Below are 22644 nucleotides of genomic sequence, written 5' to 3' on the forward strand. Positions count from 1 at the left end.
CCGACGGGACCGCTTGCTCACGCGCCCTGGAAAAAGTTGCGGGCCGCTGTCGATCCGGCCACCTTCCGTTCGACATCAGGATGTGCGGCGCCTCGCCGCACGATGACGCGACAGGGCCTGAAGAGGAAACACATGGATCAACTACTGAGAGTCATGAACTTCATCGTCTCGAGCGACGGAATCGGTGCCGGTGAGCACCAGAGTCTCGAGCGGCCGTTCGGCTACGACCATCCTGAGAAGCTGTTCGCCTGGGCCGGAGCCACGGCGAGCTGGCCCATGCGCACGGATCCCGGCGGGAGCCGGGGCCTGGACGACTACTTCACGCGGGACTTCGCACGCAACATCGGTGCCGAGATCATGGGCCGCAACAAGTTCGGGCCCCAGCGTGGGCCCTGGCAGGACCATGAGTGGTGCGGCTGGTGGGGAGAGGAGCCCCCGTTCCGTACGCCGGTGTTCGTCATGACCCACCACAAGCGTCCGTCGTTCACGCTCTCCGACACCACGTTCCACTTCGTGGACGGCGACCCGGCCGCGGTCCTCGCGCGGGCGCGGGAAGCGGCACAGGGTAAGGACGTCCGACTCGGCGGCGGGGTCACCACCGTCCGGCAGTTCCTTGACGCCGACCTCGTCGACACCATGCATGTGGCGGTCTCGCCGGTGCAGCTCGGGTCCGGACTACGGCTTTGGGAATCCCCCGACGAGCTGCTCGACCGGTTCCACCTGGAGGTCGTGCCCAGCCCGAGCGGCGTGAGGCACCACCTGTTCTGGCGAAGGTGACGCGGGGGCCCACAAGCCGAGGTCGAGGCTGTAACTGCGCGAGGGCGTCCGTCCCGTCGGATGCCCTTCCCGCCGCGGATGCGGGCACGTTCCTTGCGCTGGGCGGCGAGTACCTCGGGGTAGCAGGCCTTGGCGTTGTTCGGGGACCCCTGTCCATTGGTCAAGGGAAACGGGGGCGGGTCGGGTCAGGGAGCCGGGTGGCCTCGGCGGCCTGCGGGGCGTCGAGGCCCGGCGCGGTCAGCGCGGTCGCGTCGGTGCCCGCGACGGTGCCGGGCTGCTCGTCCAAGGCGTCGAAGGCGTCGAAGGTGTCGAAGGTGTCGTCCATCAGCCGCTCGGCCGTCCTCAGCCCTGACAGGGGTACCAGCTGACGTTCGCCCGCTCGCTCCCCATGTTCCTCAGATCGGTTGATTCGTCCCTCCGCCTGCCGTCATGCTGTCGAGGTATGGGGGAAGCGACGGCATCGACGGCTATCGGCGCCGACACCGGGGCACAGGTGGTCTTCCATCTCTTCGCCGCGTCGGATCGCGAGGAGAAGGGCGCCGCGAGAGATGTGTTGAGCCGAGCCGGTGTCGCGTACGCGGACTTACGCCCGCCGGGCGCCAGCGTCCCCGGCGATGACGTCCTCACCGGCACGGCCACCGCCGCCGCCCTCGCGGACGCCGTCGCCTCGCTCCGTCACTTCTTCCGGTACGGAATCGCCGTACGCCTCGCAGGGCCGACCGATGTCGTCGTGCGGTCGGACCCCCGCATCGAGCACGGGCAGATCGTGATCCGCAAGCCGCGCCGCGACGTGCCCGTACGGGACGCCGGAGCCCTGCGCTCCGCGCTGAACGGCCTGCTGGCACAGGGGGCGCCGGACCCGGTGCCCCTCCCTTACCCGGCCAGCACCATCTTCCGCGACCACCAGAGCGCCGAGCTGGCCGCCGAGGCCACCCGGCTCGCCCGTGTCTTCACCGACCCGGACTTCGTCAGCGGAGCCGACCCCACCGGGGCCATGCTCGACAACCCGAAGAGGCTGGCCGACGTGTCGAGCAAGCCACGCAGGCTGCTCGACCTGCTCCTGCTCGCCCACGCCTTCTCCCGTACCGACGACGGCGATCACCGCGTGCGCGACCTGCGCATCCCCGACCTGGACGAGGTCCGACTGATGGCCTCCACCGTCGAGGTCTTCGTCCAGCCGTCCACCGACCCGGAGTCCCGGGTGCTGGCCTGCCCCCTCGCCGACGGTCGGCAGGGCTTCGTCATCGCACTGCCGCCGCAGACCAGTGAGTTGATGGCCAACATCTCCTGGGCCCTGCCCACCCTCTTCGCCGTCCGAGGGGGAGAGGCATCCGACGGTGCCGGTCTCGACCCCTTCACCTCCGACCGCGAGCGCACCTGGGCCGACGTCGACGCCACCGTCGCCTCGTATTTGCGCTTCTGGCGACCCTCGCGCGCCGCCACCCTGCTCCCGCCCCGGCCGCTCATCCCGATGGCCATGCCGGAGGACGAGAGCAGCTACGGCCCTGGAGACCCCTACTTGGTCTTCGACGCGTGCACACTCTTCCTCATCGCCCGCGAGCTCACCCCGATCCTCCAGGGCAGGCTCGGCAACGGGGCCGACCCGCCCCTGGTGCCGTTCACCGCAGGGCTGTCCCGGGAGGTACGCCTGGAGACGCAGGCGGACTGCGCGGCGTATGTCCACACCATGAACGCCCTCATCCTGAGGGCCGGCGACGACGGCCCCTTCGTACCCGACTTCGACAACATCCGGCGCCACTTCCATCACGGGCGGCCGAGCCGGTTCGGCCGGACCCGACGGCTGGAAGAACAGGCGCGGTACGAGGCCGGAGTGGTGCTGGCCTGTATGAACCGGGCGACCGAGGCCGTGCTCAGCTACTACGCCGTCGTGGACATGTTCGCCGCGCTCGCCCGCGCCCGCCGCGACGGCGCCCTCGCCCGCCGGCTGGAGATGATCGGCGACCGGCGCGAGACGGTGTGCCGCTACATGCTGTGGATCAAGGAGCACGAACTGCCCGAGGCCTGGGGACTGCGGACCCGCCTGGTGGGGGAGGAGGACGGGTGGGAGCGCGTAGGGGAGTACGTCCGTCATGTGCAGCGGCATCTGGTGCCCACACTGGTCGACCTATCCGGCTGACCGCTACCGCCGTCGCGGGGACGCCGCCTCGGTACGTCGCTACGGTGGCCCCATGAACGACATCACCGTGGGCGAAGCCATCGACTACCTTCGCGCCGAACTGACCGCCGCCCGCGATCGCGCCGCGGACTCCGGTGTGCGCTTCGAACTCGGTGATATTTCACTGGAGTTCATGGTCGAGCTGCGCCGGGAGCAGAGCGGGAAGGGGGCCATCAAGGCGTGGGTCGTGTCCGGGGAGGCGGGGGCCGTGAGGTCCGAAACCACCGCCCACAAGCTGGCGTTCACGCTGCGCGCGGTGGACCAGGACGGTGCGGGCATCCGCATCGGCAACAGCGATGCGCCAACGAGCGGTCTGGCCGGTGGAGGCGGCCTGATCCGGTAACTCACTGTGGGTGTACGGCGGTGAACGGGGGCACAGATGGAACTGAGTCGAATCGTCGCGGTCCTGCTGCCGGGTGCGGAGCAGCAATACGGCGGTAACGGAACCGGCTATCTGCTGGGAACCAGACTGGTATTGACGGCCCGTCACGTCCTGGACGGGCGGGCCACCTGCGACGTACAGGTACCCGGCGGACGCCCCGTACCCTGCACCGTCGTCTGGCGCGGCGCCACTCACGTCGACGCGGCCCTGCTCCTCGCCGAGACAGACGTCCACGAGCAGGTCGCGCCGGTCCGCTGGGGGCGGCTCGTCACCGCCCGGCACCAGCCCTGCGACGTCGCCGGCTACCCCGAGGCCGGGCGCCGGGCCGAAGGCGGCCTCGACCTTCAGCAGCCGCGCGCCGTCCTCGCCCCCGGCACCGGCGCCCTGTCCCACCGCTACACCGTGGAACTCGCCAGCGCGCCGCCCGCGGACCCCGCCCGACGCGCACCCTCCCCGTGGAGCGGTCAGTCCGGCGCGGCCCTTTTCGGCGGCGCACTGCTGACCGGCGTCGTCGTGACCGACGTCAGCGGCTGGGGGCTGCCGCGCTGGGAGGCCGTACCGGCGTACGCGCTGCTGGCCGACCCGCAGTTCACGGACCTGGTCGGCCGGCACACCGCCGCCGCGCCCGTGTGGGAGCCGGTCGACCTTCAGAGCCTTGTCGCGCCCGCCGCGGACTGGCGGGTCCGCTCCCCGGCGACGCTGCTGGACCAGCGCGCCGAGGTGGTCCGCTTCCACGGCCGCGAGCACCTGCTCGGGGAGCTGATCGACCACTGGTGCGACGGTGACGGCGTACGGCTCGCCGTCCTCACCGGGCCCGGCGGTGCGGGCAAATCCCGGCTCGCCCGCGAACTGTGCACGCGACTGCGCGACCGGCACGGATGGGTCTGCGGTTGGCTGGACGAGCGAGGCCCGGCCGAGGACCTCGGCGTCCTCGCCGAGGTGGACCGCCCACTGATGCTGGTCGCCGACTACGCCGAGCTGCGGATCGCCCAGCTGACCGCCCTGCTCACGGTGCTGGACCGACGGCCCGACGGCCGCCCTCCGGTACGGCTGCTGCTCACCGCGCGGGCGATGGGCGACAGCACGGGCGGCTGGTGGGACCAGCTCAGGACCCGCACACGCGAGACCAGAAACCTGACCTACGACGCCCTGCACCACGAACTGCCTCCGCTGACGGAGTTACCGGACCGCGACGCGCACTACCGCGACGCCCTCACCGACCTCGCCCGGCGCCTCCCCGAGGCACTGCCCAGGGCGCTCAGGGACGCCACCGGTGACTGGACGGGACGCGTCGCCCTCGTCGCCCCGCGCGATGTGAGCGCCCCCGAGTACGGCTCCGCCCTCACCCTGCACATGACCGCGCTCACCGACCTCCTCGCCACACACCCCGCGACCCGCCCGGCCGACACCGGCCTGCGGGTCGAGGAACAACTCCTCCTGCACGAGCGCGCGTACTGGGAGGACAGCGCCGCCGGCCGTCCCCGACTGGCGGCGGCGGGCCCCGTATCCCTGGCCGACGCGGTCGGCACCGCAGTCCTCACCGCGGGCGCCGAAACCGCCCTGGCCGCCCCACTGTTGCGCTCCTCACCCGGCTTCCGCACGGCGGACGCCCCGACCGTGGACCAGGGCACGTCCTGGCTGGCCGAGATGTACCCCGTCCCGGGCGACAGCTGCTGGGGCGCCCTCCAGCCGGACCGCCTGGGGGAGTACCACGTGGGGGACCGGACGCGGGCGGACACGGATCTGGTGACGTTGCCCCTGCTGACGTTGGCGGGGGCAGGGGCGGCGCTGTGGCGGTCCCGAGTCGAGGAACCGGCGCCCGCCGGGAACCCCGAGTCGCGATCCGCCCCGCCGGGCCCGGAGCGCCGTACCGCGTCAGCGGACGGCCACCCGGAACGGCCGACGGCGGCAGGAAATCCGGGGTCGCCTCCCACCCGCACCGAACAGCCGACACCGGCCGAGACCCCGCCGCCGCCCTCCGCCGCCCCCACACTCCTCGCCGCCTTGGTCACGCTCTCCCGCGTGACCGGGCTTCCCCGCCACTGGAGCCCCGTCGCCCGCGCCCTGGACGAAGCCCTCGCTCGTGAACCGGCCCTCGCCGGTGCCGTCATGGAGGCCGCCACCCTCACCGAATCCCCCGAGCCCCTCCTCGACGCCCTGCACCGGCTCACCGACGCACCCGACACCGACCCCGAGCTGTTGCTGGAACTGCTCGACCGGCTGGGTGCGGGGCGCAGCCGGGTGCTCGCCGGGTGGGCCACGCGTACCGCCGCCACGGCCGCGCAGGGGCTTCCGCCGGCTCTGAGGGCTGCCGCGCTCGTGCACGAGGCGGGGTGGCGCCAGGCCGCCGGGGACCACTGGGCGGCCGTACGCCGATGTGACGAGGCGCTGCGGCTGTACGACTCCGGCGAGGCCGAAGCCACCCCCGCCGCACGGTTCACCGCGCTCTTGACCATGGCCCGCTCGCACCGCTGGACCGCCGAGTTCGACGAGGCCCGGGCCGCGCTGGACAGGGCCGCCGCCCTCGTCGTCACGCTCACCCCCGCCGACCAGGCGCCCGCCCGGGCCGAGATTCTCGGCGAGCGTGCCCGTGTTCTCGTGGCCGACCGCGACGAGGATGCAGCGCGCCCCCTCCAGGAGCAACGCATCGCTCTCCTCAACTCCCTTGCAGACAGCGGCGATCCCGTCGTACTCGAACGTCTCGCGGACGCCGAGGCGGAACTCGCGAACACCCTCAATCGCAAAGGCGAGTTCCGTGCCGCCGCCGAGACACTGTCCGAACCCACCGCGCAGACCCTGCGACAGATGGCCGACGAGCGGCCCGACGCCCTCGGCCACGACGCCGTAGGCAGCCTCGTCGGCCGTGCCAACCGCCTGCGTCTGCTGGACCGGTTCGAGGAGGCGCTCGCCGTCCTGCGCGACGCGCTCGCCGTGGTCGACCGGCCGGAGAGCCTGGCTACCCCGGTGGCGGCAGGCGCCCTGGCGATCGTCCTCAACAACATCGGCGGGACGCTCGTCTCCATGGACAGACCCGAAGAGGCGCTGGAGCCGATCCGCCGCGGGCTCGCCATCCGACGGAGCCTCGCGGCGGACGACGGCGCCCCGAACGAGCTGTTCTGGAGCTCCCTCCTCCAGCATGGGTCCGTCCTGACGGAACTGCGTCGGCTCGACGAGGCGCGGGATGCCGCCGAGGAGTGCCTGAAGGTCGGGTCCGAACTCGTCCGCCGCAAGATTTCCCGCCCCACGGTGGAGGCCCAGGCCCAGATCATGCTCGCCGAGAACCTGGTCGACCTCGCCCGGGGGAACCCCGACCACCAGGGTGACCTACGCAGGGCCAAGCGACTCGTCGACCGGGCCGTCCGCCACTACGACCGCGAGATCAAGCACCTCCCGGGCGACCGCCTTGGCGAGTACGCGGCCATGCTGTCCGTCGCCGCCGACCTCTACTTCGCTCTCGGCCGGCGCCGCTCGGCGCGCGCCACGATCCGCCGGGTGATGATTGTCCGCCGCCTCCTGGTCCGCCGTGACCCCGAGCAGCACGGCGACAGCGTGGCGGCTCAGCTCGAAGCCCAGGCCCGGGAATGCCTGGAGACCGGGCAGATGAACAACGCGGAGGGCCTGTTCGGTCAGGCGGTCGCCATCCGGCAGGTGGTTCTCGACGTGTACGGCCTGCCCACCGACCGGTCAGCCTTGGCCAGCACCCTCGCCCAGTACGCCGTTACGCTCTCCCGGATGGGCCATCAGCGCGAGGCGCTGCCCCATATGTACGAGGTGCTGGAGCTGACCCGGCAGGTGGAGCCGCACGTCGAGCCCGACCAGTACGCACTCGCCGTCGCGACCTGTCACTACAATCTCGCGGACACCCTCCCCTGGACCGGCGCCTTCGACAAGGCGCTGCGCGAGGTGGCGGCTTCCGAGGAGAGCCTCGCCCCGCTCGCCGACCTGAACCCCGATCTGTACGCGCGCGAGATGGCCGACTGCGCCCAGCTGCGCGCCCAGATCGTCGAGGCGGCGGAGCATGGTCTTCCCGAGCGACGTCAATCCTGATCCGCCCAGGGGTGAGCGCGTCAGATGAACAACGCGAAGAGCACGTCGACCCGGCGTCTGGTTGTGGCCTTTGTCTGCGAGACAGGCCGGCCGCTTGACCTGCTTCCCGGCTGCGATACCGCGACCCTGGCCGCATGGCTGCGGGAGCATCCCGGATCCGAGATCATCTGCCGCGACCGGGCCGGTTCTTACGCCAAAGGTCCTCGCACAGGTCTGCCGGCCCAGGGACATGGCATCCGCGAGATTGCCCGGGAGCTGCACATGGGGGGCACCACCGTCCGCCGCACCGCCCGCGCCGCGGTTCCGGATCAGTCGCTGAGTGGACGGCGGCAGCCCCGGCCCAGCCAACTCGGCCCCTACAAGCCCCGCCTGGACAAACGCTGGGCAGACGGAGTCACCAACGCGATCCGCCTGCCTGCACGCCGAACTCCCGCACATGGGCTACCGAGGTGGCCACCAGACGGTCAGCGACTACCTCCGGCCAAGACACCGAGGATTTGCCCGCACTCCAGAAGGACTGGGCCGCCGTCGTCCACGGCGTGACCACCTGCGGGAACTCCGGCCCGGTAGCGGGACGTCACACCGCACCACGGTCCCAGATGACGCTGTGGCACCGAGACACAACCCCGTTGATCGCCCTCGCGGAATGTGTGCCCGATCGGCCCGGAGGGCGGACCCATCGTCACCCGATACGGGAACTCGGAGCCGGGCTGGAAGGACTTCACGGGCCGTCACAACATGAAGAAGCGCTCCACTCTCTACGCGGCCCTGCACGGCCGGTTCGAGACGGGCCTGCCGACGCCGTGACAGGTGAAGGTCACTGTCGTCGTGCGGTGCACACGAAGGACCACAGGCGGGAACTAGGATGCCGGTCCCGGTCAGAAGGCCGGCGTCAGCACGGGGTACTGCCGCAACCAGCAGGGAAACAAGTGTCCGGCACAGGCCAAGCTGTGAACTCTCCCGATCCGGAGACCGAGCAGGCGGCGACCAGCCGTCTCCTCGATGTCGTCCGGTCCTTCGTCACCACGCATGTGTCGTGGAAGCCGCTGTTCGTCGGCGCGGTCATCACCGGTGACGACAACATGCGCCTCTACTTCCGCTCGCCCGAACGGGACCGCACGTACGGAGTGGACGTACTGATCAGCCGTACGGGGCCCGGCCTGCTCGGCTCCCTGATGTCCCCCGCGTTCCTGGCGAACGAGCATCTGCACCAGCCCTCCGACGACCCGCACTGCGATGTGACCGTGGATCTCACCGACTACTGACGGATGTACGTCTCGGCTCTGTACGAGTTCAATGCCCGCACCTCAAACACCTCGCACCGCTTTCGCCCCCGTGCCGGCGTTGAATCCCATCACCTGACGGAGCGGTCGGCCGCCGATCTCCTGGGCGATCAGCGCGTCGCCGACCTCGCCCTTGGTGTGCAGGGTGCTTCTCTGCACTGACGGTGTTGTCGGCTACTGGAGATCAGGGTCAGAACCGTGTGGCTGAGGACCCGAGCCGCTGACCGGGGATGGTGGTTCGGCTGCTGGTGAACGCCAATCCGGGGCAGGACCCGTCCGCATATCCTCCGGACATGGTTGACCAACGCTCGGTCGACGTTGGCGAGGTCCGGCTGGCTTATCAGGTGTCGGGTCCGCCGGATGCTCCGCCGCTCGTCCTGTTGCCCGCTCTGGGCGAGAATGCCACCGACTGGGAGGCGGTTGTGCCCGCCCTCGCCCGGAGCCGACGCGCGTATGCCCTCGATCTTCGCGGTCACGGTCGAAGCGACTGGCCGGGTGATTACTCACTCGAACTCATGCAGGCCGATGTGCTCCGGTTCCTGGACGCGCTGGGATTCGGATCAGTGGATCTGATGGGGCACTCCATGGGCGGGATCGTGGCCTACCTGCTCGCGGAGGACCATCCGCAGCGGGTACGCCGGCTCGTCCTGGAGGATGTGCCGGTTCTCCGTCCCCGGAAGCCGAGCCCGCCGGCCAGGCCGGACGGCGCCCTGACCTTCGATTGGGAGATGGTTCTGGCCGTCAGGCGGCAGCTCGACCAGCCCGATCCCAGGTGGCTGGAGCGGCTCGGCCAGATCACCGCCGAGACCCTCGTGCTCGCCGGCGGCCCGCAAAGTCATGTTCCCCAGGACGGTGTTGCCGAGCTCGCCCGCCGTATCCCTGGCGGGCGCGTGGTCACCATCCCGGTCGGACACCTGATCCACCACGCTGCGCCGGGGGCGTTCACCGAGGCGGTTTCGGCGTTCCTGGACGAACCCTTTCGTCCTGCCCGCCAAGCATGAGCACGATCACGGGTCGTGAGGTGCGGACGGCCGCACGGGTTCTTCGAGTGTGACCAAGAAGTGGGCTCGTGCGACCTCGTCCGATCCTGCCTTCAGCGGCGTCTCGGTTGGCACATCCCGGCGGTTTGACCGAGGAGTTGGCCGGGCTGCCCCCGGCCGGCCTGGACCGTGCCTGCGGACATTGTCGGCCACTCGCTCTCCGTGATCTGGTGGATCACCGTCGTGCGGGCCAGATCGAAACCATGACCGGCCGGGTTCTCCGGCATCTTCACCAGATAGGCGCTGCCGTCGACTCCCAGTAGGAGGTGGCGGTGAGCCGCCGGCCGGTGCGCGGCCCGATACAGGCCGCGTAGCGGTGGTTGCCCCCGTGCCGTACGACCCGCGCGCCGGGTGTGCAGAGCCTCCAGCGGCCGGGCGCACCCTTGCCGAGGGTGCGGGTGCGGGTCGGGGGAGGCGGCCCGGCGTTCAGGGTGGCGGGTGCGAGGGCTATTTGTTTTCGCCGGGTTTGCCGACGTGTTCGCCGTCTCCGGGGGTGTCGTCGCCGGGCTTGGCCTGGTCCTGCTCCTGGCCGGGGCTGGCAGGTGCGGTGGAGTTGGGTTCGGTGTGGTTGCCGTCGTCCGCGGACTTGCCGGTGGTGCCGGAGAGGTTGAGCTGGAAGGCGAGGAGGAGGCCGGCCACGGCGAGAGTGGCGGTGATCCAGATGGTGATGCGTCGCATGGGTACTCCTGGTTCGTGGGTGGGCTGGGCGTGCGACTACCAGGCGAACTCTTCGGTGTGGACGGTGTCGCGGTGGGCGCCGGCGCCGTGTGCGGCCTTGCGGACGGCGGTGATCCAGGTGGGTGGGCCGCAGACGTAGATGTCGCGGTGGGCGATGTCCGGGACGAGGCTTTTGAGGACCTGGGCGTCGTCGCCGGGGTGTGCGGGGCCTGCGGCCTGCCAGGAGGTGTCGGCGCGGCGGGGGCCCGGCAGGAAGATGAGCTCGACTCCGCGGCGGGCGGCGATGTGGCGGAGTTCGTCGGCGAAGACGGCGTGCTGTTCTTCGCTGTAGCGGTAGATGAGCGTGGTCTGACCGGGGGAGTAGGGGGTGTCCTCGAGCAGGGCGCGCATGGGGGTGATGCCGATTCCGGCGGCGATCAGGAGGATGCGGGGCTGGGTGCGCCGGCGGGCGGTGAGGGTCCCGTAGGGGCCTTCGATGAGGGCGCGGGTGCCGGGGGTGAGGCGGGCGGCGCGTTCGCTGCCGTCGCCGGCGGCCTTGATGGTGATGCGGAGCCGGTCGGGGGTGGGGGCTGCGGAGAGGGTGTACGGGTTGCCGCGTGACCAGCCGGGGCCGTCGAGGAAGCGCCAGACGAAGAACTGGCCGGACGCGGTCTTCATCTTGTCCAGGCGATGGCCCTTGAGCGTGACGGAGACGGTTCCGGGGGCTTCGGTGACCACGGACTCCACCCGCAGGCGGTGGTGGAGCGAGCGCCAGGCCGGCAGGGCGAGGCGGTAGAGCAGGGTGGCGGCGAACGCGAAGCCGTACAGGGACCACCAGTAGATGCGCGTCCAGGTCTCGTGGAAGTCGGCGCCGTCGGTGAAGGTGTGGGGGAAGGTGGCGGCGATCCCGGCGTAGGAGTACAGGTGCAGCAGGTGCCATGACTCGTAGCGCAGACGGCGGCGGGCGGCGCGGATCGAGGTGACGACCACCATGATCAGCAGGATGGTGCCGACGGTGGCGAACAGCATCCAGGAGTCGGTGACGAATACCCGCACCAGTGCCCCCAGGATCGCCTCCGGCTCGCGCACGGAGCGTTCGACGGCGAACAGGACGACGTGGGCGATCATCAGCCAGAACGAGGCGAAGCCGATCCAACGGTGCCGGCGGGTGAGCAGGTCGTGGCCCCAGGAGCGTTCGACCCAGGGGATCCGGGCCAGGAGGACAACCTGGAGGATCATCAGGTCGGAGGCGAGCAGACCGGTGAGCAGGCCGAGGGAGCCCGTGGCCCGGTCCGGGGTGGTGAGGCTGAGCGGACCGCCCTGGTTCGTCACCCACAGCGCGACGACCGCGACCGCGGAGAGGATCGCGAGGGCGCCGAGCGGGTCGGCCAGGCTGAAGCCGCGCCGGCCCCGGCGGCGGCCGGGCGGCTTGCGGTGCCCGCGGGGCAGCACGGTGGACAAGGTCATCGGCGGGCTTCCTTCGTCGCGGAATTCGGGCAGCGCCCCGGAGGCGGGGCATGCACGTCACCCTGACCACGGTTCTTGTGGCCGCTCTAAGAAACACGCGGCACCATCGTCTGGCAGGAACGACACACGCAGCCTCTGAACTGCACGGATGGCGAGGGAGCCGGGGGTGACGGCGATCGGGCGGGGCCGCGTGGTTCTTAGACTTCTTTGTCGTTTCCGACCGATCCTGGGAAGACGCAGTGGCGCCCGTTCCCGGTGGTGCCGGCGCGGGAACCGAGGTGCTCTATGACAGCGGGCCGCAAGCCCGAGGTGCTGGTGGTCGACGACGACCCCGGCGTACGCGAGGCCCTGGCCCTGGGCCTGGGCCTGGAAGGTTTCACCGTCCGGCCGGCCGAGGACGGCGCCAGAGCGCTGGAGGAAGTCGCCGGCCGGCCGCCGTCGGTGATCGTGCTGGATGTGACGATGCCGGGCCTGTCCGGCGTCGAGGTCGTCCGCGCGTTGCGGGCGCAGGGGCGGACGTTGCCGGTGTGCATGCTCTCCGCCCGTGACGAGGTCGACGACCGGGTCGCCGGGCTCGCCGCCGGCGCCGACGACTACGTCGTCAAGCCGTTCTCCATCGGAGAGCTCGCCGCCCGCCTGCACGCCATGGTGCGCCTGCACGAGTCCACTCGCACACGGCCCCTGGTCATCGGCGATGTGACGATCGAGCCCGCCCGGCGTACAGCCTCCCGGGCCGGGCGGGAGCTGCAGCTGACCACACGCGAGTTCGACCTCCTGCATGCCCTCGCCCACCGGCCCGGCCAGGTCCTCTCCCGCTCCCAGCTCCTGGAGCAGGTCTGGGGCTACACCTGGGATGTCGACACCAACGTCGTCGACGTGTTCATCGGCTACCTCCGCAAGAAGCTAGAAGCCGACGGCCGTCCCCGCATCCTGCAGACGGTCCGCGGTATCGGATTCGTCCTGCGCACCGGCTCGTGAAACTCACCCCGCGCAGCCTGCGCTCCCAGATCACGGCCGCGGTCGCCGTGTTGGTGACGGTCGTCGTCGCGCTGGCCGGGCTGGTCATCGTCGCCCGGATCGACCACCGCGACCGCACCGACGCCGACCGCCAGCTCGCCGCCCGCGCGGCGAAGGTCCGCGAGGACGCCGACAAGCTCCTCGACCAGGGCGACCACACCGGCACCGGCACGGACACGGGCGGGGACGACTACGGCGGCCTGCTGGCCGGCAGCCAGAGCCTGGTCCGCCTCATCTCCGACGGACAGGTCATCGCCCAACGCGGCGAGACACCGCCCACCCCGCTGCCCCTGCCCACCCGCGACGGCTACGCCACCCTCGAGACGGACGGCCAGACCTGGCGCTCCCTGACCGAACCACTCGGCACTGCAGGCGACCGCCTCGAAGTCCTCCAGGACATCGACCCCATCGAACGCCGCCTCGCCGACAACACCGCCATCGTCGCCGCCGTCACCCTCTTCGCCGCCCTCACCACAGCCGCAGGCGTCTGGCTCGTCACCCGGATCATCCTCCATCCCCTCCAACGCCTGAGGGCCGGCGCGCTCGCCATCAGCGCCGACACCACGAAGCCCCTTCCCGCCGCCACCCGCCCGCAGGAGGTCGCCGACCTCTCCCGCGCCCTGAACACCATGCTCGACCAGCTACGCACCAGCATGGAGGCCACCCGCCGCTTCACCGCCGACGCCGGCCACGAACTGCGCACCCCGCTCACCAGCCTCGGCATGACCATCGAAACCCTCCAGCGCAACCCCGACCTCCCGGCCCACCAGCGCACCCGCGCCCTGGAAGCAATGCGTATCGAGCACAGCCGTATCACCGCTCTCCTGACCGGACTGCAGACCCTGGCCCGTGGCGACGCCCACGCCCTGCCCGAACGCACCCCCGTCCACCTCAGCGAACTCCTCGACGAAGCCGTGGCACACGCCTCCCGCCGCCACCCCGCCGTCACCTACCGCCTGGCGGCCGTCACCCCTGTGACGGTGACCGGCTGGCCCGCCGGCCTGCGCCTGGCCGTGGACAACCTCCTCGACAACGCCGCCCTCCACGGCCACCCCGACGGCACCGTCGACATCCGCCTCACCCACGACACCGCCGACAACACGGTGTGCGTCACCATCAGCGACGACGGGCCCGGTATCCCGCCCGACCAGCGCCACGCCATGAAGGAGCGCTTCACCCGCGGCACCCGAACCCGCTCACCCGGATCCGGACTCGGCCTCGCTCTCGTCGACCAGCAGACCCACCTCCACCACGGCACCCTCAGCCTGGACCAAAGCCCTGCCGGAGGCCTTGAGGCCACCGTTGCCCTCCCCGCGTGTTCAGTTGGTGCGGGGGTCCGGGACCGCTGACCCTGGCGCGACGCAGCCGAGCTCGCCCAGGACTTCAGCACCGATGCGGTCTCCCTCGGGATGCCCCGTGGGAGTAATCTCTGCGGGATGACCGCGACGCCTACGGACTTCTTGGCACGAGCCCTGGACGCCCCGGGCGAGCCCCGTCTGCAGCCGCTGCCACCCGTGGTGGCCGAACTGCTGCGTTCTCTGAGCGCCCCGCCTCGGCTGGCGGCGCACTTGCGTGCGGTCCATGACGTTGCGGTCCAGTTGGTGGAATGGGTGCAGGACCGCTACCCGGATCTGGCCGTGGACCGCGACGGTGTTCTCTTCGGTGCGGCGACCCACGACGTGGGCAAGGTCCTGCATCCGGAGGAGCTCGCCGGGCCCGGCTCGGTGCACGAGGAAGCCGGTCGTGACCTGCTGCTGAGCCGCGGCTTCCCGCCCGCACTGGCTCGGTTCGCCGCCACCCATGCCAGCTGGGACGCCCCCGATGTGACGATGGAGGACCTCCTGGTCAGCGCAGCCGACAAAGTGTGGAAGGACAAGCGCGTCTCCGGCCTTGAGGACAGGATCATCAGGGCGCTGGCGGATGCGACACAGCGGGAGCCCTGGGAGGAGTACGTCGCGCTCGACGATCTGCTCACTCGGCTTGGGGCCGACGCTGCCCCTCGCCTGGCTTTCCAATCGGCCTTCCCGATTCACGCCTGACCCAGCCTCAGGACCCGGCGGACTCTCTGAGCGCGAACTGGACGGACGGGCCAACTAGGGGAGAGAGTGTCGCAGAGCGGGCCGGGCATTGCGTGAATCCGGTTCAGCAACGCGCGGAGCCGATCCGTGACGTGGGCGTACGGGCTGGTCAACCCTGGTATCTGCTCAGTGAATGTGCACTGAGGACAAGCGCCGTCAACGCATGTGAAGCGCCTCACCAAGAGCAGAATCCGTACCGCGTGCCCGGCCAGCGGAAGATTCTGCAAGCGTCGCTCGTAGCGGTCATGCACACCTGTCGACACCCGGACACGAGCCCGCGTCACGGCGGACAATGAGCCTCACCACCATCCCGCGCGCACCGTGCACCACCGTGGTGACCGGCACATCGACTCCCTTGAACAGCACTCCCGTCCAGACGAGTTCGTCGTGGTTCATGCCCGACGTCGAGGCCGAAGGCACGGTTCAGCCCGACCCGCCGGCACATGACGGAACGTCCTGCTCGGCGTACCGGAGGAGCCCTCAAGCTTTTTCTATCTCCAGCACAGATAACCATCATCTTTGACTATCTCCGGCGAATGGGAAACAACGACTCAGCTCTTCCGTTGGTAATCACAGGCGGTGAATGAAGGACCGTGTGGTCCGGCCGCCGGCGGAAACCAACGACAGGATCGGAGGGCTTCCGATGTCGCTTACGTCGGTCACGGGTCTGCGTACAGGCCGTGTATCTGTCCGGAAGGACCGGGCCGGTGAGCAGCTGCTTGCTACCGGCCGGTACGGTGTCGGATTCTGGATGGTCGCGGCGGTGTTCGTGACGGCCATGGCCTTCTCCACACTTCCCACTCCGCTGTACCCGCTGTACCAGGCGCACGACGGGTTCTCCACGTTCACGGTCACGGTCGTCTTCGCCGTCTACGCCCTCGGCGTGTTGACCAGCCTGCTGCTCGCCGGACACGTCTCGGACTGGCTGGGCCGCAAGAAGGTCATGACGTCGGCGCTGGCACTCGAACTGCTCGCTGCCGCGTTGTTCCTGGCCACGCCGTCGCTGCCGGTACTGATCGTCGCCCGGCTGGTCACCGGCCTCGGCGTCGGCATGCTGACGGCGACCGCCACCGCGTATCTGCAGGAACTGCACAGCGCTCACAGGCCCGGTTCCTCGACCCGGCGGTTCGAGGTCGTGTCGACCGTCGCCAACATCGGCGGGCTCGGCCTGGGCACCGTCGTCTCGGGCGTTCTCGCCCAGTTCCTGGGAGCGCCGCTGCGGGTGCCGTACGCGGTCTTCGCCGTTCTGCTGGTGATCGGCGCGGTCGCCATCGCATTGACTCCCGAGACCGTCCGTCGGCCCGACGTCAGGCCGGCCTACCGCCCCCAGCGGGTCGGGGCCACTCACGGAGTGCCTGGGTATCTTACGGCCGGCGCGGCGGGATTCACGTCCATGGCCGTGTTCGGCCTGTTCACCTCCGTGGTCCCCGGTTTCGTCGGCGGGACCCTGCACCACCCGTCCCGGGCACTGACGGGACTGATCGTGTTCGCGGTGTTCGCGGCTGCCGCGGCGGCCCAGACGGGCACGGGCCGGCTCGGGGTCCGCACGCGCTGGTACGCCGGGCTGCTCGCCCAGGCCGTGGGCATGGTCGTCCTGGCGTTCGGTGTGCACCTCGCCAGCCTGCCCGTGTTTCTGCTCGCGGGGATCATCGCCGGGGCCGGAGCGGGGGTGCTGTTCAAGTCCGCCATCGGGCATGTGGCCGGTACGGCGGCCCCGGCCGGGCGCGGCGAGGCCCTGGCCGGCCTGTTCCTCGCCGCCTACCTCGGCCTGGCCCTGCTGCCCGTCGGTCTCGGCGTCGCCAGCCGCTCCATGAGCCTGACCAGTGCGACGACCTGGTTCACCGCCGTCGTACTCGCGCTGCTCGCCGCCATCGCCGTAACCACCCGCCGTCACGGCCCCACGACCGAGGCCGTCTCTGCTTCGCCGAGTCCCGACGACATCGAAGGAGTTGCTCGTCATGCAGACCGTGAGCACTGACCTCGACAGGCGCCCCGAGGACGCGGGCGGGCGCGAGAACGACCACACGGAGCGGCGCCGTCTCGGCGAGCGGTCACCGTCACCGTCACCGGCTTCGGTGAGGATGGCAGGGTGAGTACGGGCCTGCGGGCGCCTCCTGTCAGGCCGCCGCTCACGCACGGTGAAACGATCGGCTCTCTTCCCAACCGGCTTGCCGACGCCGACCGCCTGCCGGTCCGGATCCTGTCCATCTTGCTTGGCCATAGCCGGTATCACCGCTCGGCGGGGGACCCCTAGGGAGACCCCCCTCGCCCCTCCCCGTCTCGGTCTGGACTCGCAATCAACCTCGGGACCGTCAAGGTCACGACCTTGCTCACCTCAGGGCACTGGCCTGCTGACCAGTACTTCTGTCAGGAAGCCGCGCGCAGGCTCGGGATCAAGTCTGACGGAGATTGAGAGGCGGCTCCGTGACCTTGGTCCTGCCGGGTGAAGGGCTCCGAGGACTTGTAGTTGGCACCGCTGGGCTGCTGTTGCTGCTCGTGTCGTCGGGGCCTGTGGCGGGCGGAAAGAGCGCCGTCCTTGATGTCAGTGCGGACGGAGCCCGTACTCGGCCAGCCACCCGAGCAGCTCTTGGCGAGTGGTCTCGACAAGCCGTCCCCCGGTGAAGCGGACATCGTCCGTCACCTCTGCCACGCACTCCGAAGGAGGAACGAAGGACTTGGCCTCCTCGTCGGTGGTGAATTCAGCCTCAGCCAGGACCAGACCCTGCAGGGGACCGTCGAAGACGTCGACGCCCAACGGAGGCACGCTGAAACGCGTCTTGGACAGCACCGCGGCCGGCAGCGACGCGAGCAGGTCGTACTCCGTCGGGGACAAGTAGGTGTTGGTGATCAGGCCCTGAACACCACCGGGACGAGAGACCGGCACTTTCTGAGTGAGTTTGCGTTCACAGTGGCCGTCTGAGAAGTCCGCACGTCGCAGGCGCAGACGTGTTCCCACCAGATACCGATCGGTGATCAGACGGGCGAGCGTTGTCGTCGACGACGTCGGGGGTTCGGCCAGCAGGAACCGTCTCTCGCGCTCCACGCGTGAGTACTTTCCCGGGTAAACCGATTGACCTTGAACCCCACCTGCCTTGTCCATCATGAGCACAGTTTCTCAGCTGCTTTCCCCTGCGCGGCCACATCGAGACCACCACAGACCCCGATCTCGCGCACTCCCGGATACTGCCAAGTCCAGCTCAGCGAACTGCCCCTCGACGGAACCGTCTAACTCTCAGATGACAACTCCCAGCTCAGAGACCTTTGTTCAGCGAGTCTCGATGAGAGAGGACAGTCCCGGTGTCGGACCCGTATGCGAGTGTGTAGCGCGAAGGCATGCGCCATGTGGGAGGGGGATCGGTGGCAGCGGAGAGTGACGGCTGGGCTGGCATGGGTTGGGACTGGACCGATGCAGACGACATTCGCCGGCGTCTGGACGAAGGCGCCGATCCGGAGAAGTGGAGCGGGGGCCGACCGCTGCATCGCGCAGCGGTGTTCGGGTCCTCGGAGGTCGTCGCGGAGTTGGCTGGTCTGGTTGCCGATGTGGACGCGCTGGAGAACGGGGTCACGGCGCTTTGGGAGGCCGTCGTGTCGAGGAAACCGGAACACGCACGAGCCCTCGTCCTTGCCGGGGCCGATCCTTGGCGGCTGTCGATCGGCGGCTGGCCACCGGGGCGGCTGAGCCTGGCTGGACCGACGCCGGGCCTGTTCCCGGTACCGGAGGGGGTACGCCTGACCGGCACGGAGCGTGCGGCAGCGGAAGAGGCCCATCGGCTCCGCACGGCTCTGGGCACATTCCACTACGACGGTACGGGGCTGGCCTGCGTGGCCGGCATCGATGCGGCCGAGGCGGTGCGCCGTCTGGAGGCGGCGCCGGTGGAGGACGAAGTCATCGATGAGCTGCTAGAAGCTCCGTACGAGTACGACATGGACGAGACCTTGCAGATCATAGGCGTGTCGTCCGTGCCAGGCGGCTGCGTCGTCACACAGCCCTGGGGATACGCGCCGAAGATGCCGGGCGTGCTGACCCGGTTGTCTGCCGGCACGGTCTGCTACGGCCTGTACGCCAATCCCAAGAGCGGCAACCAAGGCAGCATCGCCCGTGACGGAACTGTCGAGGGCTGGGACCTGCACCCGGGCGGGGGGCCGTACGAGGACGACACCTCCGAGGAAGTGCTGGCTTCGTACCTCTATCAGCACAGCGCCGTGGCCTACTCCTGCGCCTTTGCGGGACTGCGTCTGGCCGACAGGCGTGCCGTGGTCGGACCTCCCGATGTGTGGGTCGAACTGCCCCGCCGCGACTACTGGAGTCACTGACTCAAGCCGACCAATGCCGCTGTGCTGTCCGTGGGTGTTGTGCGAGGCCCAGTGATTCTCGCAGCGTTTGAGGGATACCGACGGGCAGCGAGGCGTGCGGATCACGATAGGGTCCGCGCATGTCAGACGCGATAGCGAGTGCGATCACCGCGGCGGCCGGCCTCGGCGGAGCTCTCCTCGGCGCGGTGCTCCCGCAGCGCTTCAACGCCCGCGAACGCGCCACCGAGGCGGAACTCGCCGGCCGTAGGAGGTCGTTCGAGGAGCGCCGAGAGGCGTACACGGCCATGAACCGCGCCTCCGAGCAGTTCCACACGCTCCTCAAGGACGCCCTGCACCGCATTCGCGACGGCGTCTACAACGAGGAGGACCGTACCCGTCTCGAGGATTCCCGCAGGGAGTATCGCGACCGCTACGCGGCAGCCCAGATGATCGTCCCGCTGCGGATCATGGAGGCGTCACGGGAACTCAACAAGGTCCTCGCGGAGGTGGACGCGGCGGCCAAGCGCATCGACCGCGGCCTCGCGCGTGACGGGGAGAGCGTCGAGCGCCTGCTCGTCGAGGTCAGGCAGGCGGAGCCCCGGCTGGTGGCGATGCGGACATTGATGCGGGAGGACCTGGGGATCCGGGACTAGCTTGATCTTTGACATCCGACGTCGAATGGCGCCTCGAACTTGATCATTCGGTCTGGCAACAGCCGTACACAGAAGCGTCCTTCGTCTGAACATGTGCTCCGACCAAGGAAGGCACACGTCCAGCACGAAGGCCGTGAGAATGAGTGTGCTGCGTCGATCCTGTGCCACACCTACGACCGGGGCAATGACCAGCACATCTCCGTCCCTGGCTGGCCCTACTCGATCATCTGCACGTTCAAGCCGGGCCGCAGCTCGTGGACCGAGCCCCTGGACGCACTGCGCCTGGCCCCCGGGACGACTCCGTCACCGCCGCCGCCCAGCAGCTGCGCGATCTGCTGGAGCCACTGATCACGGCAGGGCAGTGGCAGGCGGCCGATCCGGACATCCTCGTCCTTGCGGATGCCGGATACGACGCGCCCCGCCTGGCATTCGGTGACATGGAGGGTGATCAGTCAGTCCTCGGGAATCCCGACGTCCTGCCCTGTGCCCACCTCGTAGCGCTTGATCGAGAAGTCACGGGCATGACCGATGACGCGCGCCTGGAACTGCTTGAGGGACTCCGTGCGCAAATGCGCGTCGAGTGACGCGCTGTCGCGCCACTGTTCCAGCACGGTCACCTCGCCCTTGTCCGGATCGTCAACGGCCATCGCGTAGTAGAGACAGCCGTCCTCGGCACGGGTGATCTCCTCGATCTCCCGGATCGCCGCCCGCACTTCGTCGAGGGCGTCGACGTCAAAGACGGCACTGCCGGCAACGATGATCATGCCTTCTCCCCGGATTGCGGTGTGAGCTGCTTCGCGTCCCGCCCCAATGCGGCCAGGGACTCGTCCTGCCATTCCTCCCAGGTCTTGATCCGCTGGTCGTAGGTTTCCCGGACGAGGGGAAGGAGGTCACCGAGGATGATCCGCAGCGGCGGCTTCTCGGCATCGACGACCTTCAGGAGGACCGGCGCGGTGGCGGCGGGGTCTCCCAGGCTCTCCATGGTCATGGAGTCGAGCCGCTCGCGCAGCGGGTCGTACTCCGGGAGGGCGGGGGCTGTCGTCAGCGAACCTGCACTGAAGAAGTCAGTGGCATAGGCGCCCGGCTCCAGCAGGGTCACGTGGATGCCGAAGTCGGCGACCTCCGCCGCCAGCGCCTCGAAAATTCCTTCGACGGCGAACTTCGTTCCTTCATAGATCCCGGCCGTGGGCACGGCCACGACCCCGGCAACGCTCGAGACGCCGATGATGTGGCCGCTTCCCTGTGTGCGCAGCAGGGGCAGCGCTGCCTGGACGACCGAGAGCGTGCCGAAGACGTTCACGTCGAAGGCGGCGCGAACCATGTCCATGTCGACTTCCTCGACCGCCCCCATCAGACCGGATCCGGCGTTACTGAGGACGATGTCGAGCCGGCCGAAGTGTGCGTGCGCCTGCTGGACCGCGGCGAAGACGTCCTCCCTGTGAGTGATGTCCAGGGCGAGGGGCAGCACAGCGTCTCCGAACTCGGAACTGAGCCCCTCGAGTGCCGCCGCGTCGCGGGCGGTCGCCGCTACGCGGTCTCCCCGGGACAGGGCCGCCCGTGCCCACTGCAGGCCGAAGCCCCTTCCGGCCCCGGTAATGAACCAGGTCTTCTTGCTGACCATCAACAACACCTTCACTCTTACAGTTTTTGTTCAACTGTAAGGCTACGAGCTTTGATGTCGTGGGTCAAACTGCCAAAGTGTGCCTGTGAACGAGATTGCAGGAGCTGGCGGCGAGAGGCGCGCACGGAGCCTCGAGGCCGCGGCCGAGGTGTTCCGGCGCTACGGCTACAATCGGACGAAAATGTCAGATATTGCCCAGTCGGCTGGCATCTCCCGGCCGACTCTGTACGCGGCATTCTCTGACAAAGCGGCTATATTCGACGCGGTGATCGCCACGATGGTGGCGACCGAGCTGGCCACCATCAGGCGCCATCTCGCAGGCCAGGACGATCTCAAAGCCCGGTTGCGGTACGCCTGTCAGAGCTGGGCGACCCCCGGCTTCGACCTCGTCCGGGCCAACCCGGACGCCAGGGACCTCTTCGACGAACGGTTCGACGCTGTACGTGCCGGTAACGCGGCGTTCGAGGCTTTGCTCACCGAGCTGCTGCAGGAGCCGGCGAGCACTGCCGGCATCGGTGTGTCGGCCGCGGACCTCGCACAGATGATCAGCTGTGCACTTCAGGGCTTCAAGCGCCTCGCAGACGACACCGCCGCCCTGGACCGGATGATCGACTCACTGGTCACGACCACATGCGCGGCGCTGGCCCTTTCCGCCACGTACCCCGGAGGCGAGGACACACGCCCGCGCAGAGCGCCGAACGGCCCTGGAACCGCGAGTACGCACTGACCGGTGGAGTCCGTGAGCGCTGACCAGACCGTTCGGCGCACGCCGTCAGCCCCGGTCCACGTGCCGCGGGACTGGTGCGCAGGCGCGGGTCGGCACCGCAAGCGAGCGACGCGTCCACCCGGCGCGATGCCCGGCGCGTGCCGCTCCACGGCGAGAGTAGAACCGGGCTCGCGGTCCAGCGGCGCTCAAGAGGTGCACCAACCGTGAGCTTCGTGCCCGGGTTCCCTACGAACACTGGGAGGGCGGGTTTCCCCCCCGGGGACCCGGGTTCCAGGAAAGCGAAGGGCCTTCGGGACCGGGCAGGTGACCCGCAGACGCGTCACGCGGCTGGAGTAGACGGGCGCGCAACGCGCCGCCCGAATCATCAACTGGACGGCGCGTCACACAGGGCGAACGTTGCTTGATGGGGCAGTAGTTGCCGGAAAT

Annotated in this window: 20 protein-coding genes and 1 pseudogene; 14 read left to right on the forward strand and 7 right to left on the reverse strand. The window is 69.6% G+C overall.

The window, feature by feature from the left end; all coding sequences use genetic code 11:
* The first annotated feature begins 132 nt into the window (after positions 1-132).
* The gene (locus ACFWXC_RS12245; RefSeq protein ID WP_384477131.1) at positions 133-777 is read left to right on the forward strand and encodes a dihydrofolate reductase family protein; all 645 of its coding nucleotides are present in this window, start codon (positions 133-135) and stop codon (positions 775-777) included.
* Positions 778-937: 160 nt separating this feature from the next.
* Here ACFWXC_RS12245 and ACFWXC_RS12250 read toward each other — a convergent pair whose 3' ends face one another.
* Entirely contained in the window at positions 938-1102 is a 165-nt protein-coding gene (locus tag ACFWXC_RS12250; RefSeq protein WP_384477134.1) for a hypothetical protein, read from the reverse strand.
* Between the two features lie 117 nt (positions 1103-1219).
* On the opposite strand from ACFWXC_RS12250, the gene ACFWXC_RS12255 reads away from it, so the two are divergent.
* The 4 genes from ACFWXC_RS12255 (at position 1220) to ACFWXC_RS12270 (ending at position 8647) form a co-directional block, all read left to right on the forward strand.
* Positions 1220-2914, forward strand: coding sequence for a hypothetical protein (locus ACFWXC_RS12255; protein ID WP_384477137.1), 1695 nt, complete (start codon positions 1220-1222; stop codon positions 2912-2914).
* A 52-nt stretch (positions 2915-2966) separates the two neighbouring features.
* Positions 2967-3296 carry a trypco2 family protein gene (locus ACFWXC_RS12260; RefSeq protein ID WP_384477140.1) on the forward strand — a complete coding sequence of 110 codons (330 nt, stop codon included), beginning with the start codon at positions 2967-2969 and terminating at the stop codon, positions 3294-3296.
* A 36-nt stretch (positions 3297-3332) separates the two neighbouring features.
* On the forward strand, positions 3333-7382 hold the full coding sequence (locus ACFWXC_RS12265; RefSeq protein WP_384477143.1) for a tetratricopeptide repeat protein: 4050 nt from the start codon (positions 3333-3335) through the stop codon (positions 7380-7382).
* Positions 7383-8332: 950 nt separating this feature from the next.
* Positions 8333-8647 (forward strand): hypothetical protein, encoded by a 315-nt coding sequence (locus ACFWXC_RS12270; RefSeq protein WP_384477146.1) that lies wholly within the window; start codon positions 8333-8335, stop codon positions 8645-8647.
* Positions 8648-8689: 42 nt separating this feature from the next.
* Here the strand turns inward: ACFWXC_RS12270 and ACFWXC_RS12275 are convergent, their stop codons facing one another.
* Positions 8690-8824, reverse strand: a complete 135-nt coding sequence (locus tag ACFWXC_RS12275; RefSeq protein WP_384477149.1) for a hypothetical protein — start codon at positions 8822-8824, stop codon at positions 8690-8692.
* Between the two features lie 134 nt (positions 8825-8958).
* Here ACFWXC_RS12275 and ACFWXC_RS12280 point away from each other — a divergent pair, with 134 nt between their 5' ends.
* Complete coding sequence (locus ACFWXC_RS12280; protein WP_384477152.1) at positions 8959-9666, forward strand: alpha/beta fold hydrolase; 708 nt, start codon at positions 8959-8961, stop codon at positions 9664-9666.
* 486 nt (positions 9667-10152) lie between these two features.
* On the opposite strand, the gene ACFWXC_RS12285 is transcribed toward ACFWXC_RS12280, so the two are convergent.
* Both ACFWXC_RS12285 and ACFWXC_RS12290 read right to left on the reverse strand, forming a co-directional pair.
* On the reverse strand, positions 10153-10383 hold the full coding sequence (locus tag ACFWXC_RS12285) for a hypothetical protein (RefSeq protein WP_384477155.1): 231 nt from the start codon (positions 10381-10383) through the stop codon (positions 10153-10155).
* Positions 10384-10419: 36 nt separating this feature from the next.
* Positions 10420-11829 carry a ferric reductase-like transmembrane domain-containing protein gene (locus tag ACFWXC_RS12290; protein ID WP_384477157.1) on the reverse strand — a complete coding sequence of 470 codons (1410 nt, stop codon included), beginning with the start codon at positions 11827-11829 and terminating at the stop codon, positions 10420-10422.
* Between the two features lie 285 nt (positions 11830-12114).
* Here ACFWXC_RS12290 and ACFWXC_RS12295 point away from each other — a divergent pair, with 285 nt between their 5' ends.
* The 4 genes from ACFWXC_RS12295 (at position 12115) to ACFWXC_RS12310 (ending at position 16902) form a co-directional block, all read left to right on the forward strand.
* Positions 12115-12807 (forward strand): response regulator transcription factor, encoded by a 693-nt coding sequence (locus ACFWXC_RS12295; protein WP_384477160.1) that lies wholly within the window; start codon positions 12115-12117, stop codon positions 12805-12807.
* Positions 12804-14195, forward strand: a complete 1392-nt coding sequence (locus tag ACFWXC_RS12300; RefSeq protein WP_384477163.1) for an ATP-binding protein — start codon at positions 12804-12806, stop codon at positions 14193-14195. The genes ACFWXC_RS12295 and ACFWXC_RS12300 overlap by 4 nt, the downstream gene beginning before the upstream one ends.
* A gap of 87 nt (positions 14196-14282) precedes the next feature.
* A complete protein-coding gene (locus ACFWXC_RS12305; protein WP_384477166.1) occupies positions 14283-14885 on the forward strand; it encodes an HD domain-containing protein in 603 nt (200 codons plus the stop codon).
* Positions 14886-15675: 790 nt separating this feature from the next.
* Positions 15676-16902 carry an MFS transporter gene (locus tag ACFWXC_RS12310; RefSeq protein ID WP_384477169.1) on the forward strand — a complete coding sequence of 409 codons (1227 nt, stop codon included), beginning with the start codon at positions 15676-15678 and terminating at the stop codon, positions 16900-16902.
* Between the two features lie 564 nt (positions 16903-17466).
* Here the strand turns inward: ACFWXC_RS12310 and ACFWXC_RS12315 are convergent.
* Positions 17467-18027, reverse strand: coding sequence for a hypothetical protein (locus ACFWXC_RS12315; protein ID WP_384477172.1), 561 nt, complete (start codon positions 18025-18027; stop codon positions 17467-17469).
* Positions 18028-18281: 254 nt separating this feature from the next.
* Here ACFWXC_RS12315 and ACFWXC_RS12320 point away from each other — a divergent pair, with 254 nt between their 5' ends.
* From ACFWXC_RS12320 to ACFWXC_RS12330, 3 genes and pseudogenes are all read left to right on the forward strand, one after another.
* Positions 18282-19238, forward strand: a complete 957-nt coding sequence (locus tag ACFWXC_RS12320) for an ankyrin repeat domain-containing protein (RefSeq protein WP_384477175.1) — start codon at positions 18282-18284, stop codon at positions 19236-19238.
* 119 nt (positions 19239-19357) lie between these two features.
* Positions 19358-19870, forward strand: coding sequence for a hypothetical protein (locus ACFWXC_RS12325; RefSeq protein WP_384477178.1), 513 nt, complete (start codon positions 19358-19360; stop codon positions 19868-19870).
* A 156-nt stretch (positions 19871-20026) separates the two neighbouring features.
* Positions 20027-20301 (forward strand): annotated as a pseudogene (locus ACFWXC_RS12330) (transposase); the annotation flags it as partial.
* A gap of 21 nt (positions 20302-20322) precedes the next feature.
* On the opposite strand, the gene ACFWXC_RS12335 reads toward ACFWXC_RS12330, so the two are convergent.
* Together ACFWXC_RS12335 and ACFWXC_RS12340 are read right to left on the reverse strand one after the other, a co-directional pair.
* On the reverse strand, positions 20323-20634 hold the full coding sequence (locus ACFWXC_RS12335) for a putative quinol monooxygenase (protein WP_384477181.1): 312 nt from the start codon (positions 20632-20634) through the stop codon (positions 20323-20325).
* The gene (locus tag ACFWXC_RS12340) at positions 20631-21491 is read right to left on the reverse strand and encodes an SDR family NAD(P)-dependent oxidoreductase (protein ID WP_384477184.1); all 861 of its coding nucleotides are present in this window, start codon (positions 21489-21491) and stop codon (positions 20631-20633) included. Before ACFWXC_RS12340 ends, ACFWXC_RS12335 begins: the two co-directional genes overlap by 4 nt.
* 85 nt (positions 21492-21576) lie before the next feature.
* On the opposite strand from ACFWXC_RS12340, the gene ACFWXC_RS12345 reads away from it, so the two are divergent.
* The gene (locus ACFWXC_RS12345; RefSeq protein ID WP_384477187.1) at positions 21577-22218 is read left to right on the forward strand and encodes a TetR/AcrR family transcriptional regulator; all 642 of its coding nucleotides are present in this window, start codon (positions 21577-21579) and stop codon (positions 22216-22218) included.
* The last annotated feature ends 426 nt before the right edge of the window (positions 22219-22644 follow it).

The organism is Streptomyces sp. NPDC058683 (assembly GCF_042716195.1).
Lineage (GTDB): Bacteria > Actinomycetota > Actinomycetes > Streptomycetales > Streptomycetaceae > Streptomyces.

What these genes read in the sequence shown, in the direction of transcription:
- ACFWXC_RS12280 (WP_384477152.1), top strand. Translation starts at nt 8,959, where the DNA reads ATGGTTGACCAACGCTCGGTCGACGTTGGCGAGGTCCGGCTGGCTTAT.
- ACFWXC_RS12285 (WP_384477155.1), bottom strand. Translation starts at nt 10,383, where the DNA reads ATGCGACGCATCACCATCTGGATCACCGCCACTCTCGCCGTGGCCGGC.
- ACFWXC_RS12255 (WP_384477137.1), top strand. Translation starts at nt 1,220, where the DNA reads ATGGGGGAAGCGACGGCATCGACGGCTATCGGCGCCGACACCGGGGCA.
- ACFWXC_RS12315 (WP_384477172.1), bottom strand. Translation starts at nt 18,027, where the DNA reads ATGATGGACAAGGCAGGTGGGGTTCAAGGTCAATCGGTTTACCCGGGA.
- ACFWXC_RS12310 (WP_384477169.1), top strand. Translation starts at nt 15,676, where the DNA reads ATGGTCGCGGCGGTGTTCGTGACGGCCATGGCCTTCTCCACACTTCCC.
- ACFWXC_RS12260 (WP_384477140.1), top strand. Translation starts at nt 2,967, where the DNA reads ATGAACGACATCACCGTGGGCGAAGCCATCGACTACCTTCGCGCCGAA.
- ACFWXC_RS12305 (WP_384477166.1), top strand. Translation starts at nt 14,283, where the DNA reads ATGACCGCGACGCCTACGGACTTCTTGGCACGAGCCCTGGACGCCCCG.
- ACFWXC_RS12295 (WP_384477160.1), top strand. Translation starts at nt 12,115, where the DNA reads ATGACAGCGGGCCGCAAGCCCGAGGTGCTGGTGGTCGACGACGACCCC.
- ACFWXC_RS12250 (WP_384477134.1), bottom strand. Translation starts at nt 1,102, where the DNA reads ATGGACGACACCTTCGACACCTTCGACGCCTTCGACGCCTTGGACGAG.
- ACFWXC_RS12325 (WP_384477178.1), top strand. Translation starts at nt 19,358, where the DNA reads ATGTCAGACGCGATAGCGAGTGCGATCACCGCGGCGGCCGGCCTCGGC.
- ACFWXC_RS12265 (WP_384477143.1), top strand. Translation starts at nt 3,333, where the DNA reads ATGGAACTGAGTCGAATCGTCGCGGTCCTGCTGCCGGGTGCGGAGCAG.
- ACFWXC_RS12290 (WP_384477157.1), bottom strand. Translation starts at nt 11,829, where the DNA reads ATGACCTTGTCCACCGTGCTGCCCCGCGGGCACCGCAAGCCGCCCGGC.
- ACFWXC_RS12340 (WP_384477184.1), bottom strand. Translation starts at nt 21,491, where the DNA reads ATGGTCAGCAAGAAGACCTGGTTCATTACCGGGGCCGGAAGGGGCTTC.
- ACFWXC_RS12245 (WP_384477131.1), top strand. Translation starts at nt 133, where the DNA reads ATGGATCAACTACTGAGAGTCATGAACTTCATCGTCTCGAGCGACGGA.
- ACFWXC_RS12335 (WP_384477181.1), bottom strand. Translation starts at nt 20,634, where the DNA reads ATGATCATCGTTGCCGGCAGTGCCGTCTTTGACGTCGACGCCCTCGAC.